Below are 14,198 nucleotides of genomic sequence, written 5' to 3' on the forward strand. Positions count from 1 at the left end.
ACAAAAAGCGATTGGTAATACAACAGTCGCTTTTTAAAATAAAAAATGATCTACAAAAAAAGCAGCAATTTTACTTGCTGCTTTTTTATTTTTATATCTAACCGATAATTATTTAAATTCATTCAAAGATTTCTCAATAATCTCAAGACATTCTTTTATTTGTTCTTCCGTCATAACCAAAGGCGGAGCCAGTCTGATTTTGTTTCCGTGAGTTGGTTTTGCCAATAATCCGTTATCTCTAAATTTCAAACAGATTTCCCAAGCCAGATCTGATTCTTCGTCTGTATTGATTACAATTGCATTTAAAAGACCTTTTCCACGAACTAGCGTAATTAAGTTATTTTTTTCAGCGATTTTATTTAATCCGTCTCTTAAAATAACTCCTAGACGTTCTGCATTTTCAGCCAGTTTTTCCTCTTTAATCACCTCAAGAGCTGCAATTGCAACAGCAGCTGCGACAGGATTTCCTCCAAAAGTAGATCCGTGTTGTCCAGGTTTGATGACATTCATGATTTCATCATTACACAAAACTGCAGAAACTGGATAAACTCCACCAGAAATTGCTTTTCCTAAAATCAAAACATCTGGTTGCACATTTTCGTGATGAACTGCTAAAAGTTTTCCTGTACGAGCAATTCCTGTTTGAACTTCATCGGCAATAAATAATACATTATGTTTTTCGCAAAGAGCTTTCGCTTTCGCTAAATATCCTTCAGAAGGAACATAAACTCCTGCTTCGCCTTGAATCGGTTCAACTAAAAATCCAGCGATATTTTTTGATGAATTTAAAGCCTTTTCAAGTGCTTCTAAATTATCGTATTCAATTTTAATGAAACCATCAGTAAAAGGTCCGAAGTTTTTACGAGCTGTTTCATCGTTTGAAAATGAAATAATAGTAGTTGTTCTTCCGTGAAAGTTATTTTCACACACAATAATTTGCGCCTGATTTTCTGGAATTCCTTTTACTTCATAAGCCCATTTTCTAGAAATTTTCAAAGCAGTCTCAACTGCTTCTGCTCCTGTATTCATTGGAAGAACTTTATCGAAACCAAAATATTTGGTTACATATTCTTCGTAATTTCCTAATTTATCATTGTAAAAAGCGCGAGAAGTCAAAGTAAGTTTCTGAGCTTGTTCTACCATTGCATTCACGATTTTCGGATGGCAATGACCTTGATTTACTGCAGAATAAGCAGATAAAAAATCATAATATTTTTTACCGTCAACATCCCAAACGTATACTCCTTCTCCACGCTCCAAAACTACCGGAAGCGGATGGTAATTATGAGCTCCGTATTTATTCTCTTTTTCAATCAAAATTTCTGATTTTGACGAAAGTGCTTTTTCTGTACTTATCATAATATGCTTTTTATTTCTACAAAAATATTAAAATTAAACAAATAACAATCCAAAAAACAATATTTTGACTTAAATATAACAAAATAAAAGTCAAAAATAAAACTTAAGCGCTTCAAAAAAGAGAAATTTATTTTTTAGGGGAAATTTGATTAGCTGTCAGTTTATTAAAAAAAAGAATTACTTTTATGAATCGCAAAAGACTCAATTTTTAAACGATTTTTACTGAATGGAATTATTAGACGAATTTGATATTAGTATTCTTAAAGAATTAGAAAAAGACGGAAGAATGGCTTTTTCTTCTATCGCCACTAATCTTAAAATATCAAATACAATGGTGCATCAGCGTATTAACAGAATGATTGAACAAGGTGTAATTGGTGGTATTAAACCTATTATTCAGGAAAAGAAAATTGGTTATGACTGGGCTTCTTTTACTGGACTCACACTGAACAAAGATTCTGATTCTGAACGAATTATTGAAGCGCTTAAAGAAATTCCCGAGATTACCGAATGTTATTATGTAACAGGTTCTTTTACACTCTACATAAAAATCATAGCAAAAAATCACGAACATATGCGTCGCATTCTTTATGAAAAAATCGATGGAATTCCAGGCATTGACAAAACCGATTCTATCGTAGAACTAGGCTGCGCTTTTAAACGAAATATATCTTTATAAAAAAGAAAAAGATTCTTTTAAAATATTCGTTACAAACCTCACAAGAATTTAGTTGTGAGGTTTTTTTGTAACATAATATTTCTGATATTTGTTAAAAATTGAAGAAATCATGAAAAACTCCATAGTTATTTTATTTAGTGCAATCTTATTTTCTAACCTCATGAATGCGCAGTTAAAACCCGTAAAATACACAGAAGGCAGCCAACAGTTAAATGGCTTATTTATTAAATCTGCTAAAAAAAGTGCTAACAACCCAGGAATCCTGCTTTTACCGGCTTGGCTAGGAATTGATAACGCTTCTAAAGGAATTGCAGAAGAATTATCTAAACTAGGCTATAATGTTTTTATCGCCGATATATATGGAGAAGGAAACTATCCTAAAAATACTGGAGATGCTGGAAAACAGGCTGGTTTTTATAAAACAAACTTCGAAGCTTATCAAAAACGTATTGATGCTGCTTTGAAAGAATTAGTAAAGTCTGGAGCTAATGCTGATAATATTGTTGCTATCGGATATTGTTTTGGCGGAACTGGAGTTCTAGAAGCTGCACGTGGGCATTTGAAGCTAAAAGGAGTAGCATCATTTCATGGCGGTTTAGGAAAAGACGCTAGTAGAAAAACGGAAACAATCGATGCAAAAGTTTTAATCTGCCATGGTGCCGATGATCCTTTTGTTTCTAAAGAAGAAATTGCTTCTTGCCAACAAGAAATGCGCGATTCTAAAGCTGATTGGCAAATGATTTACTATGCTAATTCTGTTCACTCTTTTACAAATCCAGAAGCTGGAAATGACAATTCTAAAGGCGCTGCATATAATCCTGTTGCGGCAAAAAGATCTTTTGAGCATTTACAGCTTTTCTTAAATGAAGTGCTAAAAAAATAAAAACTAAAAAACTACACCAAATCAAAATCAACTGAAATAACCAATGTCACACAACAAAATTAGAGAAGACAAAACCTGTTTAAATTGCAGGCACGTTGTTGAGCAAAAATTTTGTCCTAACTGCGGACAAGAAAACAGTGATTCCAGAAAGACTTTTCATCATTTATTTATCCATTTTTTCGAAGATTTAACGCATTATGAAAATGCATTCTGGAAAACAATAAAAAATCTGCTCTTTAAGCCTTCAACACTTACTAAAGAATATCTTTCGGGAAGACGTCTATCTTATTTAGCTCCTGTTAGATTATATATTTTCATCAGTTTTATTACGTTTTTTCTAATTGCAATGTTTCCTAGCAAAGTGAAAGGCGATATTGATAAAAGTGAAAAAGTGCTTAGCAAAGAACTGGCAAAAAATACCGAAGGACTCACTAAAAAAGAAGCAGACAAGTATTTCCATTTAAAATCGATGAAGGAAATCGATTCTATTCAGAAATATGGAAAAGAAAACGATAAGTTGAATGCTTCTACGTATTGGGTTTATGAAAAAGCTGTACATGTAACTGAAAACAATACGAAAAGAGAAATTATAGAAAAGTTTATTGAATCTTTTTTTCACAATCTTCCCAAAATCTTATTCATCATTATGCCATTTTTTGCTTTTTTCCTGTGGCTTTTTCACAACAAAAAAAAGTGGTATTATTTTGATCATGGAATTTTCACTCTCCATTATTTCTCCTTCCTTTTACTGATCTTTCTCATCATGTTTATCGTTGACAGACTGATTGGCTTCTTCGGAGAAGATAATCCATTGACTTTTATATCATCAATAACAACATTTGTAGGGACAATTTGGATGTGTTACTATTTTTATCCCGCACATCATCGTTTTTATGGAGAATCCCGAATAGTGTCATTTGTTAAAAGCGTTATGCTCTTTATAATAAACTCACTTTTTATTCTATTTTTACTGACCCTTTACGTTCTTTACACATTTATTAATTTACACTAACTATCTAGAATGAAAAAATTACTCATTTTATTTTTAATTGTTACTGCGTATTCTTGTAAAACTACACAGTCAACAGCATCAAAAGACAACTCGGATCCTTCGAAATATATTAAGGCGATCAGCGAAAAAGATCTTAAAACAATGCTTTACACTATTGCTTCTGATGAAATGGAAGGTCGCGAAACTGGTTCTAAAGGACAGAAAAAAGCGGGAGTTTACATGATTGAGCAATACAAAAAAAATGGAATCTCTTTTCCAAAAGGAGCTTCAGATTATTACCAGCCTGTTCCTGCAACATTTATGAATGCAAAACGCAATCAAAATTTACCTGATTCAGAAAACATCTGGGCATACATTGAAGGTTCAGAAAAACCAGATGAAGTTTTGGTAATTTCTGCACACTACGATCACGTTGGGATTAAAGATGGTGAAGTTTACAACGGAGCTGATGATGATGGTTCTGGAACTGTAGCAGTTATGGAAATGGCTAAAGCTTTTGCTAAAGCAAAAAAACAAGGACACGGACCAAAACGCTCTATTTTATTTCTTCATGTAACTGGCGAAGAGCATGGTTTACACGGATCTCGTTTTTATTCTGAAAATCCATTGTTTCCAATTGCAAACACAATTGCAGACATCAATATCGATATGATTGGGCGTCGTGATGTGGAGCATGCAAACACAAATAATTATGTATACGTAATTGGCGCAGACAGATTATCATCTGATTTACACAATGCAGTTGTGGCTCAAAATGATAAATACATCAAAATGGACTTAGATTTTAAATTTAATGATCCAAAAGATCCAAACCATTTCTATGAGCGTTCTGACCACTATAACTTCGCAAAACATGGCATTCCTGCAGTTTTCTTCTTTAACGGAGTTCACGAAGATTACCATGGAAAAGGCGACGAACCTCAAAAAATCGAATACGATGCTTTAACCAAAAGAACTAAACTTGCTTTTGTAGTAGCTTGGGATTTAGCAAATAGAGAAAACAGACCGGTAGTTGATAAAAAATAGTTGCTAAGGTTCTGAGATGCTAAGATTCTAAGTTTCTCTTAGGAACGAATATAAAAAAAGGATGAGTTTTACTCATCCTTTTTTTTGTTTTATATATCTTTTGGTTTGCTTTTTCTCAAAGCTAAAAAACTTAGAATCTTAGCATCTCAGAACCTTAGCAACTTTAACTAGTCATTCATCGAAATCAAAAACTCTTCGTTATTCTTTGTTTTCTTGAAACGATCGTTTACGAAGTCCATAGATTCTACTGGATTCATATCTGATAGATATTTACGCATAATCCACATTCTTTGTAAAGTTTTCTCGTCTAATAATAAATCGTCGCGACGTGTACTAGATGAAGTAAGATCGATTGCAGGGAAAATACGTTTATTAGCTATCTTACGATCTAATTGTAATTCCATGTTACCAGTTCCTTTAAATTCTTCGAAGATAACTTCGTCCATTTTAGAACCTGTTTCTGTTAACGCAGTTGCGATGATACTTAAAGAACCGCCATTTTCTACATTTCTAGCTGCTCCAAAGAAACGTTTTGGTTTTTGCAATGCATTTGCATCAACACCTCCACTTAATACTTTTCCAGATGCTGGCTGAACTGTATTGTATGCTCTTGCTAAACGTGTAATCGAGTCTAAAAGAATCACAACATCATGACCGCATTCTACTAAACGTTTTGCTTTTTCCAATACGATGTTAGCGATTTTTACGTGTTCTTGTGGCTCTCTATCAAAAGTTGAAGCGATAACTTCACCACGAACACTTCTTTGCATATCTGTAACCTCCTCTGGACGCTCATCAATAAGAAGAACAATCAAATAAACTTCTGGATGGTTAGCAGCAATTGCGTTTGCAATATCTTTAAGAAGCATTGTTTTACCTGTTTTAGGCTGTGCGACGATCATACCACGCTGACCTTTACCTATTGGTGAAAACAAATCTATAATTCTTGTTGAAATAGAACTGCCTTTTTCGGCTAGTTTGAATTTTTCTGAAGGAAAAACTGGTGTCAAGTGTTCGAAAGAAACTCTATCACGAACTACTTGCGGATCGTGACCGTTAATTTTTAATACACGAACCAATGGAAAAAACTTCTCGCCTTCTTTTGGCGGGCGAACCACTCCTTTTACTGTATCTCCGGTTTTTAAACCAAATAATCTAATTTGTGAAGTTGATAAATAAATATCATCTGGAGAAGCTAAATAATTATAATCTGATGAACGTAAAAACCCATAACCGTCTGGCATCATTTCTAAAACGCCTTCACTTTCAATAATTCCGTCAAATTCAAAATCCGAATCTCTGAAGTTATTATTGTTCTTTTTATTCTTGTGGTTAGGGTTTTGATTATTGTGATTTCCGTTTCCATTGCCATTCCCGTTCTGATTTTGGTTCTGATTCGGGTTTTGATTCTGGTTCTGGTTCTGATTTTTATTCTGATTCGGATTGATCTTTTTTGCAGGAGCAATTTGTGAAGTTTTTTCAGCTGTTTCGGCTGTTGGCTCAGAAGTAATTGATTCTGATGGAGCTGTTTCTACAACTTCTTCAGTAGCGGTTACTTCTTTTTCTTTTTTCAGCGCTACTTTCTTCTCATATGCCTGTTTATTGAATTTTCCACCTTTAGGCTCTTTTTTTGCTATTGGTGTTTTATTCTCCTCTACTGCTTCATCTGCCTTTTCTGCAATTGGCTGAACTGTTTCAGCAGTATCGTTTTTTTGAACAGTTTCCTCTACTTTATCAAATTCTAAAACAGGAGCATTTTTGGTATTTGCTGCTTTTGTTTTTGCTGGAGCAATTCTAGCGCGTTTTGGTTTTTCATCTTTGGCTTCAGAAACTACTTCTGCTTGAGGTGCTTGAGCCGGAGCATTAGTGCTCTCTTGGTGTGCTAAAATCTGACTAATTAAAGTCTCTTTTTTGACACCAGTAATCTTTATTGTTTTAGCTAACTTAGCTATTTCTTGAAGCTCAGCAAGCTTCATTTCTTTTAATGCAGAAATATCAAACATGAATGTTCTATGAATTTAATTATTTTAAGGAATACTGTAAAAAGAATAGGTAGATAATTAATTTGAATTGACCGCAGTATGAAGTGCTTACGGTATTATGATGCAATAATACGAATAAAATTTTATCATACAATAGTATTTTAAAAAAAGAAAATATATTTTTGTAAAACATTTTTAGATCATGATACAAAGAATTCAAACTGTATATATATTTCTAGCTTTTGCAGCAACTGGCATTTTATTGCTTTTTGTTCCGCTTTGGACAACTAGTGCAGGAAAGCCATTCTTTTTTATGCAGGATATGCTTTATACTTTTTTACTAGGATTAACAACTATGCTTAGTGTTATCAGTATAATTTCATTTAAAAAGAGACAAAATCAGTTTGTACTAAACAGACTGAACATAATATTAAATTTAATTTTATTAGGATTATTTGTATATCGATCACTAAATTTATCTGGAGGGACTGAGGTCTCTGAGAAAGGTATTGGGATGTTCATGCCAATTGTTGCTATCGTGTTATTAGTTCTAGCTAATAAGGCCATCAAAAAGGATGAGGATCTTGTAAAATCTGTTGATCGTTTGAGGTAAACCTATAAACTTTAGTTTATTTTGTGCGAAGAAAAACCCGAACTCTGATTCGGGTTTTTTTTTACCCTATTATATTATAAATCAAACCTGAAGAGCATAATAAAAATGCGTTTTATAGTATAATTTTGTGTTTTCAAATTTAGACAATCATGATTCCCAAAATAAGGATTCATCTTGCAGATGATCATCAGGTTCTAATTGATGGACTGTCCAACCTGCTTCAAACTGTTTCAAACTTTGAAGTGGCAGGAACTTCACTGGACGGCACCACTGTCTATGATGATGTTATAAACGACAAAGCTGATGTTTTGATTCTAGACATCAGTATGCCTAAAAAAGACGGCATAGAAACATTAAAAGAGTTTAACCAAAAACAACTTCCTTGCAAGGTCATTATTTTATCTAGTTATGATGATCTTAAAATCATTAAAGAAGTAATGAAACTAGGTGCAAAGGGCTATCTCACCAAGAATTGCGCTGGCGAAAATATCATTGAAGCTGTCGAAGCTGTTTATCAAGGTCAGGAATATTTTAGCGACGCTGTTAGAGAAAAAATCTTCAACACTTTTAGAGACAACCCAAAACTCAACTCAAACGCGGTTATAGAAAATCCAATCTTAAGCCCTCGTGAGATTGAAATCATTATTTTGATTGCTTTGGAATATAGTGGAAAAGAAATCAGCGAAAAACTTTTCATCAGCTCCCATACTGTCGAAACGCATCGTAAAAACATTATGAAAAAGCTCAACATAAAAAGTACAATAGGTTTGGTAAAATATGCTCTTAAAAACAATTTAATCAATCCTTAAAAATTGCTTTTATGTTTCGTTTTAAATTCTTTATATATATTCTTTTTCTTATTGCTTTTGAAGGAAATAGTACCGCACAATCTACTGATACCGTAAAAGTTCCACAAACTGAAATTAAGAGTAAAATTGCAAATAATCATTTTAGCAAATCAGAACAACTACGAAACAAAAAAATCGTCAGTTTGTCTATTATACTTACCGTCATCATTTTTCTTTTATTTTATTTTTTATATCAAAACAATAAATTAAAGCAGAAGATAAAACGAAAAGACACCAAACAGAAAATCCTTCTCGATATCATTAATTCTGGTATAGATTCTCAAGAAGTAGAGCGAAAAAAAATTGCTTCTTTTCTGCACGACAATATCAATTCACTTTTGTCTTCCGCAGGATTGCATTTAAATACTTTTACGGCTCAACATGACATAAAATCGGATGAAATCCAGAAAGCTAAAAACATTTTATCTGAAGTGCACGAATTACTACGAGATATGTCTCACGATCTTGTTCCGTCGCTTTTGGTTCGTTTTGGATTAATTTATGCTCTAGAAGATTTATGCGAAAAAAATTCAAATTCTGCGATCGAATTTGAGTTTTCAAGTTCCATTCCAACCAGCAGAAGATATGTTGAAAAGTTCGAAATGAAAATTTATTTTATAGTTAGCGAATTATTTAGCAATATCACCAGACATAGCAACGCTAAAAAAGCAAAGCTTTCTCTGACTGAAAAAGAAAATCAATTAATTCTATGCATTTACGATGACGGAATTGGTTTTAAAACTCAGAAATTAAAAGAGGTTGAAGGTTTTGGATTAAACAGGATAAGAGCTCAAATTAAAAAATACAAAGGAACTTTATCTATTGTTTCAAAAGAAAAACAGGGAACCAAAATAAAAATTCAGCTTCCATTGCCACATTAATTACTTCGCTCCTATTTCAATAATTTCCAAATCTTTGATTTTATCATCATCGATTACAAATCGCAACATGGTTCTCACTTTATGAAATCCGCTTTTTCCAGCAGCGCCGGGATTCATGTGCAGCAAATTATTTTTTTTATCAAACATGACCTTCAGAATATGAGAATGTCCGCAAATAAACAATTTCGGCGGATTCAGAGCCAATTCTTCCCTAACATTCTGATTGTATTTTCCAGGATAACCTCCAATATGCGTAATCCAGACTGATACATTTTCGCAAGAAAATCTATTATTTAACGGAAATTCTAATCTTGCCTGCGCATCGTCAATGTTCCCATAAACTGCTCTTAGAGGTTTTAGCTTTTTTATGGTATCCGTAACTACCAAATCTCCAATATCTCCAGCATGCCAAACTTCATCTGCTTGAGCAACATATTTTAAAATGGTATCATCAATATGACTGTGAGTGTCTGAGAGAAGCAGGATTTTGGTCATTTTCTAAGGTGCTAAGATTCTAAGATGCTAAGATACTAAGGTTTTTCTTTTTAGTCACTAAGCTAATTTTTGTTTTCGATGTGATTGTTTTAGCAGAGACATAAAAGCACTATATCCTTACGCAAAAAACTTAGACCCTTAGTATCTTAGAATCTTAGCTTCTTTTAAAAAAACCTTTGTACCTTTGCACCTCAGAACCTCTGTCCCTAAAAATGAGATATTTTATTCAATTCGCTTATAACGGAACACATTATCATGGCTGGCAAATACAGCCAAATGCTTCTTCAGTTCAAGAAACTTTAAATAAAGCTTTTTCGGTTTTATTAAATGAAACTATCAGCATTATGGGTGCTGGAAGAACAGATACGGGTGTTCATGCCAGCGAAATGTATGGTCATTTTGACACAGAAAAAACCTTAGATATTCCGGTTTTGACTCATAAACTGAATTCGTATTTACCAAAGGATATTGCTATTTTTGATATTATACCAGTTCACGATGATGCCCATTGTAGATTTGACGCTACAAAGCGAACTTATGAATATCATATTAATACCTTAAAAAATCCGTTTTTACAGGAATTGAGCTGGTATGTTTCGCAAAAACTAGATATCAGTTTAATGAATGAAGCAGCGCAATTATTATTGAAACATACCGATTTTCAATGTTTTTCAAAAGTTAACACTGATGTCAACACATTTGATTGCACGGTTTTTGAGGCATATTGGAAACAAGAAAACGGAAAACTGATTTTTACCATTTCGGCAAATCGGTTTTTAAGGAATATGGTTCGTGCAATTGTAGGCACTTTGATCAATATTGGTTTAAAGAAAATCACTTTAATCGATTTTGAGGATATCATTGCCAGCAAAAGCAGAGAAAAAGCAGGATTTTCGGTTCCTGCACATGGTTTATATTTAACCAAAATAGATTACGATTATTTATAAAGCTTTAAGCTTTAGGCAATAGGCTTTAGGCTTATTTCTTGTTGCTTACTGCTAATAGCTTATGGCTTAAAAGCCTAAAGCTTAAAGCACGAAAAAATAAATGAAAGCAAAAGCATTCGATACAGGATTATTCAAACGAATTTTAAAATATACTCGTCCTTATAAATGGCGTTATTATGGCGTAATCATATTTGCCATTTCGCTATCTATCTTCGCTGCACTTCGTCCTTATTTACTTAAAGAAACTGTCGATGGCTACATCAAAACTCATGACAAAATGGGTTTGCTCCTATATATTATATTAATGGGAGTGGTTTTACTGATGGAAGTTTTTTCGCAGTTTTACTTTGTTTATTGGGCCAATTGGCTTGGGCAGGATATTGTAAAAGATATTCGAACCAAACTTTTTCAGCACATTTTGAGTTTCAGAATGAAATATTTCGACTTGGTTCCAGTTGGACAATTGGTTACACGTGCCGTTTCAGATATTGAGTCGATTGCTCGAATTTTCAGTCAAGGTTTGTTTATGATTATAAGCGATTTGATGAAAATGGTTGTTGTCTTGATCTTTATGTTTTACATGAATTGGAAACTGACTTGGATTGTCGTAGTTGCTATGCCAATTTTAGTTTTTATAACTAGAATTTTCCAACGCAAAATGCAAGTTGCTTTTGAGGAAGTAAGAACCCAGATCGCCAACATGAACTCTTTTGTACAAGAACGTGTAACGGGAATGAAAATCGTTCAGCTTTTTAACCGTGAAAAAATCGAAGCCGAAAACTTTAAAGACATCAACAACAAACATAGAGTTGCTTGGATTAAGACTATTTTATACAACTCTATCTTCTTCCCAATTGCCGATATTATTTCATCCATAACTTTAGGTTTGGTTGTAGTTTATGGTGGTTTCCGAATTTTAAACGGAGATCATTTTACAACTTTTGGAGATTTATTTTCATACACCATGTTTATCGGAATGCTTTTCAATCCGTTAAGACAAATTGCGGATAAATTTAATGAAATGCAGTTAGGAATGATTGCTGCCAATCGTGTTTTTGATATTATTGACACACAAGATCATATTCAAGATACGGGAACAATTGAAGCGCCAGTTTTTGATGGAAGAATTGATTTTAAAGACGTTCGTTTTAGCTACATTCCAGAAGAAGAAGTTATAAAAGGAATTGATTTATCGGTTTCGGCTGGACAGACTATTGCTATTGTAGGTTCTACAGGAGCAGGAAAATCTACGATCATTAATTTATTGAATCGTTTTTACGAAATCAATAGCGGAACAATTTGCATTGATGGAGAAAATATAGAAAACTATACTTTGGCTTCTTTAAGAAAACAAATTGCTGTTGTTTTACAAGACGTCTTTTTGTTTGCCGATACGATTTATAATAATATTACTTTACACAATCCAGAAATTACTCGAGACAAAGTAATTGATGCAGCGAAGAAAATTGGTGTTCATGATTTTATTATGAACCTGCCAGATAATTATGATTTTGATGTAAAAGAGCGTGGTGTTATGCTTTCGTCTGGACAGCGCCAGCTTATTGCTTTTTTACGTTCTTATGTGAGTAATCCAAGTATTTTGATTTTAGACGAGGCGACTTCTTCTATCGACACGTATTCTGAAGAAATGATTCAGCGTGCAACAGAAACGATTACAAAAGGAAGAACTTCGATTATAATAGCACATAGATTAGCAACAATTGTAAATGCAGATAAGATTGTGGTTATGGATAAGGGATTGATTGTTGAACAAGGAACGCATCAGGAGTTATTGCAAAAAACTGATGGGTACTATAAAAATTTATATGACTCGCAATTTGCTGTGGCAAACTAGGTCATAATATTACTTTTTGAAATTTAGATTAAAAAATATTACCTCTAGACGGGCATTCTTAATATATGTTACGGTTTCGATTCTGGTTACAGTTTTGTCCGTTTATATTTTGAGTAACCTTATTACTGATTTGACAGAAAAAGCGAATGATGAAGTATCACTTCGCAGTTTTATGAAGAAGCAGGAATTTATGTCACAAGAGTTTTCTAAATTTATGGAACATGAAAACCAAATAAAACATGTTTTAAAAATAAGTACACCAGAAAATCTAGCATCCAACTTACATATTTTGTCTTCGGTTCAAAATACCAATTCACTGGTTGCCGATAGCTGGTTTCAAATCAATGAAAATAGAATTCAGTTTGGAACAGATTCTATTTCTGATGCCTTAAAAAAAGAAGTTTCAGATTTCATTCTAAAAAATAAAAATGTAGATTATTTCAGCGCTGTTATTCCGCAAGGAAAAGAATGGGTTTGGAGAATTTATTTCAAACTTAATTCAAAAAACACAACAGTTCGTTATGGCTACGATATCAACTTAAAAAATCTTCATAATTATATCTCGAATGTAGACAAGTCTAATTCGGCAACAAATTATGCCTTTATTTTTGATAAATCTGGAAGATGCATTTATCATCCTGAAATTGCGTTTATAGGAAAAGACATTTACAAAATATCTTCTACCCGATCTCTTGATACCATTTTTACTAAAAAACAAGATTATGTAAGAAGAATTACAATGTCCGAATATTTAAAACTGGATGTTATTCGTTTTACAAAAAGATTAGATTTAAAAAACTCGCATTGGTTTATATGTGTCAATGTTCCTAAATTTTCTGTGGATGAAAATGTAGAATTAATCAAAAAATATTCTACTTGGATATACTTGATTACAACAGTAATGCTTTTCCTTATTTTCTACTTATTCTTGTATATCAACAGACGCGCGTACCGAGAAAAAGGAATTGCCATAAAAGAGAAAAATAAACTCTTAGTAGAAAACGAAAAAATAATAAAAGAAAAAGCTCTTATTCAGTTACAACAATTGAAAGAGCAGATAAATCCGCACTTTTTATTTAATTCACTTAATTCGCTTTATATGCTAATTGGAAGTGATATTAAAGTTGCGCAAAAATTTACCTTAAACTTATCTCGTATTTATCGTTATTTAATTGATCCGCCAGAAACAAATATTGTCCCTCTGAAAGACGAATTATTATTTATCGAAAAATATATATTTTTACAGCAGACTCGTTTTAAAGACGAATTATTCTTTTCTATTCAAATAGAAAGTGAAACTGCTTTAAACAAACACATCCCCTATCTTGCTTTCCAGATTGCGGTCGAAAATGCTATTAAGCATAATGCGGCAACTCAAGAAAGTCCCTTAACTACTACAATCCTGATTCAAGAAAATCAGGCAATTATCAGCAACAATCTTCAAAAGAAATTGACTGCTGAACCGAGTACTAAATTTGGGTTAAACTACCTGAATAGCATTTACAATTATTACTCAAAAACCGATTTTAAAACATCAGAAAAAGACGGCGTTTTTATCTGTATTCTTCCATTAATAAACATTCACTCCTAAAAAAAAGCCACTCACTCCTTTTTGTTT

13 protein-coding genes are annotated in these 14,198 nt (G+C 32.9%); 10 read left to right on the top strand and 3 right to left on the bottom strand.

Annotation, left to right across the window (positions count from 1 at the left end; translation table 11 throughout):
- Window positions 1-108 precede the first annotated feature (108 nt).
- Entirely contained in the window at window positions 109-1,359 is a 1,251-nt protein-coding gene (gene rocD, locus JC605_RS11820; RefSeq protein WP_198856383.1) for an ornithine--oxo-acid transaminase, read from the bottom strand.
- A 226-nt stretch (window positions 1,360-1,585) separates the two neighbouring features.
- Between rocD and JC605_RS11825 the strand changes: the two genes are divergently transcribed.
- The 4 genes from JC605_RS11825 to JC605_RS11840 all read left to right on the top strand — a co-directional run bounded on the left by JC605_RS11825 (window position 1,586) and on the right by JC605_RS11840 (window position 4,959).
- On the top strand, window positions 1,586-2,038 hold the full coding sequence (locus JC605_RS11825; protein ID WP_198856384.1) for an Lrp/AsnC family transcriptional regulator: 453 nt from the start codon (window positions 1,586-1,588) through the stop codon (window positions 2,036-2,038).
- A gap of 109 nt (window positions 2,039-2,147) precedes the next feature.
- Window positions 2,148-2,921, top strand: a complete 774-nt coding sequence (locus tag JC605_RS11830; protein ID WP_198856385.1) for a dienelactone hydrolase family protein — start codon at window positions 2,148-2,150, stop codon at window positions 2,919-2,921.
- Between the two features lie 43 nt (window positions 2,922-2,964).
- Window positions 2,965-3,933, top strand: coding sequence for a DUF3667 domain-containing protein (locus JC605_RS11835; RefSeq protein ID WP_198856386.1), 969 nt, complete (start codon window positions 2,965-2,967; stop codon window positions 3,931-3,933).
- Between the two features lie 9 nt (window positions 3,934-3,942).
- On the top strand, window positions 3,943-4,959 hold the full coding sequence (locus JC605_RS11840; protein ID WP_198856387.1) for a M28 family peptidase: 1,017 nt from the start codon (window positions 3,943-3,945) through the stop codon (window positions 4,957-4,959).
- 167 nt (window positions 4,960-5,126) lie between these two features.
- Here JC605_RS11840 and rho read toward each other — a convergent pair whose 3' ends face one another.
- Complete coding sequence (rho, locus tag JC605_RS11845; RefSeq protein ID WP_198856388.1) at window positions 5,127-6,962, bottom strand: transcription termination factor Rho; 1,836 nt, start codon at window positions 6,960-6,962, stop codon at window positions 5,127-5,129.
- 181 nt (window positions 6,963-7,143) lie between these two features.
- On the opposite strand from rho, the gene JC605_RS11850 reads away from it, so the two are divergent.
- From JC605_RS11850 to JC605_RS11860, 3 genes are all read left to right on the top strand, one after another.
- On the top strand, window positions 7,144-7,554 hold the full coding sequence (locus JC605_RS11850; protein ID WP_198856389.1) for a DUF4293 domain-containing protein: 411 nt from the start codon (window positions 7,144-7,146) through the stop codon (window positions 7,552-7,554).
- A gap of 149 nt (window positions 7,555-7,703) precedes the next feature.
- Window positions 7,704-8,363 carry a response regulator transcription factor gene (locus JC605_RS11855; protein ID WP_198856390.1) on the top strand — a complete coding sequence of 220 codons (660 nt, stop codon included), beginning with the start codon at window positions 7,704-7,706 and terminating at the stop codon, window positions 8,361-8,363.
- Between the two features lie 11 nt (window positions 8,364-8,374).
- Window positions 8,375-9,283, top strand: coding sequence for a sensor histidine kinase (locus JC605_RS11860; RefSeq protein WP_198856391.1), 909 nt, complete (start codon window positions 8,375-8,377; stop codon window positions 9,281-9,283).
- Here JC605_RS11860 and JC605_RS11865 read toward each other — a convergent pair whose 3' ends face one another.
- Complete coding sequence (locus JC605_RS11865; RefSeq protein ID WP_198856392.1) at window positions 9,284-9,778, bottom strand: metallophosphoesterase; 495 nt, start codon at window positions 9,776-9,778, stop codon at window positions 9,284-9,286. It abuts the gene before it with no gap.
- A 212-nt stretch (window positions 9,779-9,990) separates the two neighbouring features.
- Here JC605_RS11865 and truA point away from each other — a divergent pair, with 212 nt between their 5' ends.
- The 3 genes from truA to JC605_RS11880 all read left to right on the top strand — a co-directional run bounded on the left by truA (window position 9,991) and on the right by JC605_RS11880 (window position 14,171).
- Window positions 9,991-10,725: a tRNA pseudouridine(38-40) synthase TruA gene (gene truA, locus JC605_RS11870; protein WP_198856393.1), complete on the top strand. Its 735-nt coding sequence runs from the start codon at window positions 9,991-9,993 to the stop codon at window positions 10,723-10,725.
- Window positions 10,726-10,825: 100 nt separating this feature from the next.
- Entirely contained in the window at window positions 10,826-12,580 is a 1,755-nt protein-coding gene (locus JC605_RS11875; RefSeq protein WP_198856394.1) for an ABC transporter ATP-binding protein, read from the top strand.
- A gap of 109 nt (window positions 12,581-12,689) precedes the next feature.
- Window positions 12,690-14,171, top strand: coding sequence for a sensor histidine kinase (locus JC605_RS11880; RefSeq protein ID WP_233074093.1), 1,482 nt, complete (start codon window positions 12,690-12,692; stop codon window positions 14,169-14,171).
- The last annotated feature ends 27 nt before the right edge of the window (window positions 14,172-14,198 follow it).

The organism is Flavobacterium sp. IB48 (genome assembly GCF_016405855.1).
Taxonomy (GTDB): domain Bacteria; phylum Bacteroidota; class Bacteroidia; order Flavobacteriales; family Flavobacteriaceae; genus Flavobacterium; species Flavobacterium ginsengisoli.

What these genes read in the sequence shown, in the direction of transcription:
- rocD (WP_198856383.1), bottom strand. Translation starts at nt 1,359, where the DNA reads ATGATAAGTACAGAAAAAGCACTTTCGTCAAAATCAGAAATTTTGATT.
- JC605_RS11825 (WP_198856384.1), top strand. Translation starts at nt 1,586, where the DNA reads ATGGAATTATTAGACGAATTTGATATTAGTATTCTTAAAGAATTAGAA.
- JC605_RS11830 (WP_198856385.1), top strand. Translation starts at nt 2,148, where the DNA reads ATGAAAAACTCCATAGTTATTTTATTTAGTGCAATCTTATTTTCTAAC.
- JC605_RS11835 (WP_198856386.1), top strand. Translation starts at nt 2,965, where the DNA reads ATGTCACACAACAAAATTAGAGAAGACAAAACCTGTTTAAATTGCAGG.
- JC605_RS11840 (WP_198856387.1), top strand. Translation starts at nt 3,943, where the DNA reads ATGAAAAAATTACTCATTTTATTTTTAATTGTTACTGCGTATTCTTGT.
- rho (WP_198856388.1), bottom strand. Translation starts at nt 6,962, where the DNA reads ATGTTTGATATTTCTGCATTAAAAGAAATGAAGCTTGCTGAGCTTCAA.
- JC605_RS11850 (WP_198856389.1), top strand. Translation starts at nt 7,144, where the DNA reads ATGATACAAAGAATTCAAACTGTATATATATTTCTAGCTTTTGCAGCA.
- JC605_RS11855 (WP_198856390.1), top strand. Translation starts at nt 7,704, where the DNA reads ATGATTCCCAAAATAAGGATTCATCTTGCAGATGATCATCAGGTTCTA.
- JC605_RS11860 (WP_198856391.1), top strand. Translation starts at nt 8,375, where the DNA reads ATGTTTCGTTTTAAATTCTTTATATATATTCTTTTTCTTATTGCTTTT.
- JC605_RS11865 (WP_198856392.1), bottom strand. Translation starts at nt 9,778, where the DNA reads ATGACCAAAATCCTGCTTCTCTCAGACACTCACAGTCATATTGATGAT.
- truA (WP_198856393.1), top strand. Translation starts at nt 9,991, where the DNA reads ATGAGATATTTTATTCAATTCGCTTATAACGGAACACATTATCATGGC.
- JC605_RS11875 (WP_198856394.1), top strand. Translation starts at nt 10,826, where the DNA reads ATGAAAGCAAAAGCATTCGATACAGGATTATTCAAACGAATTTTAAAA.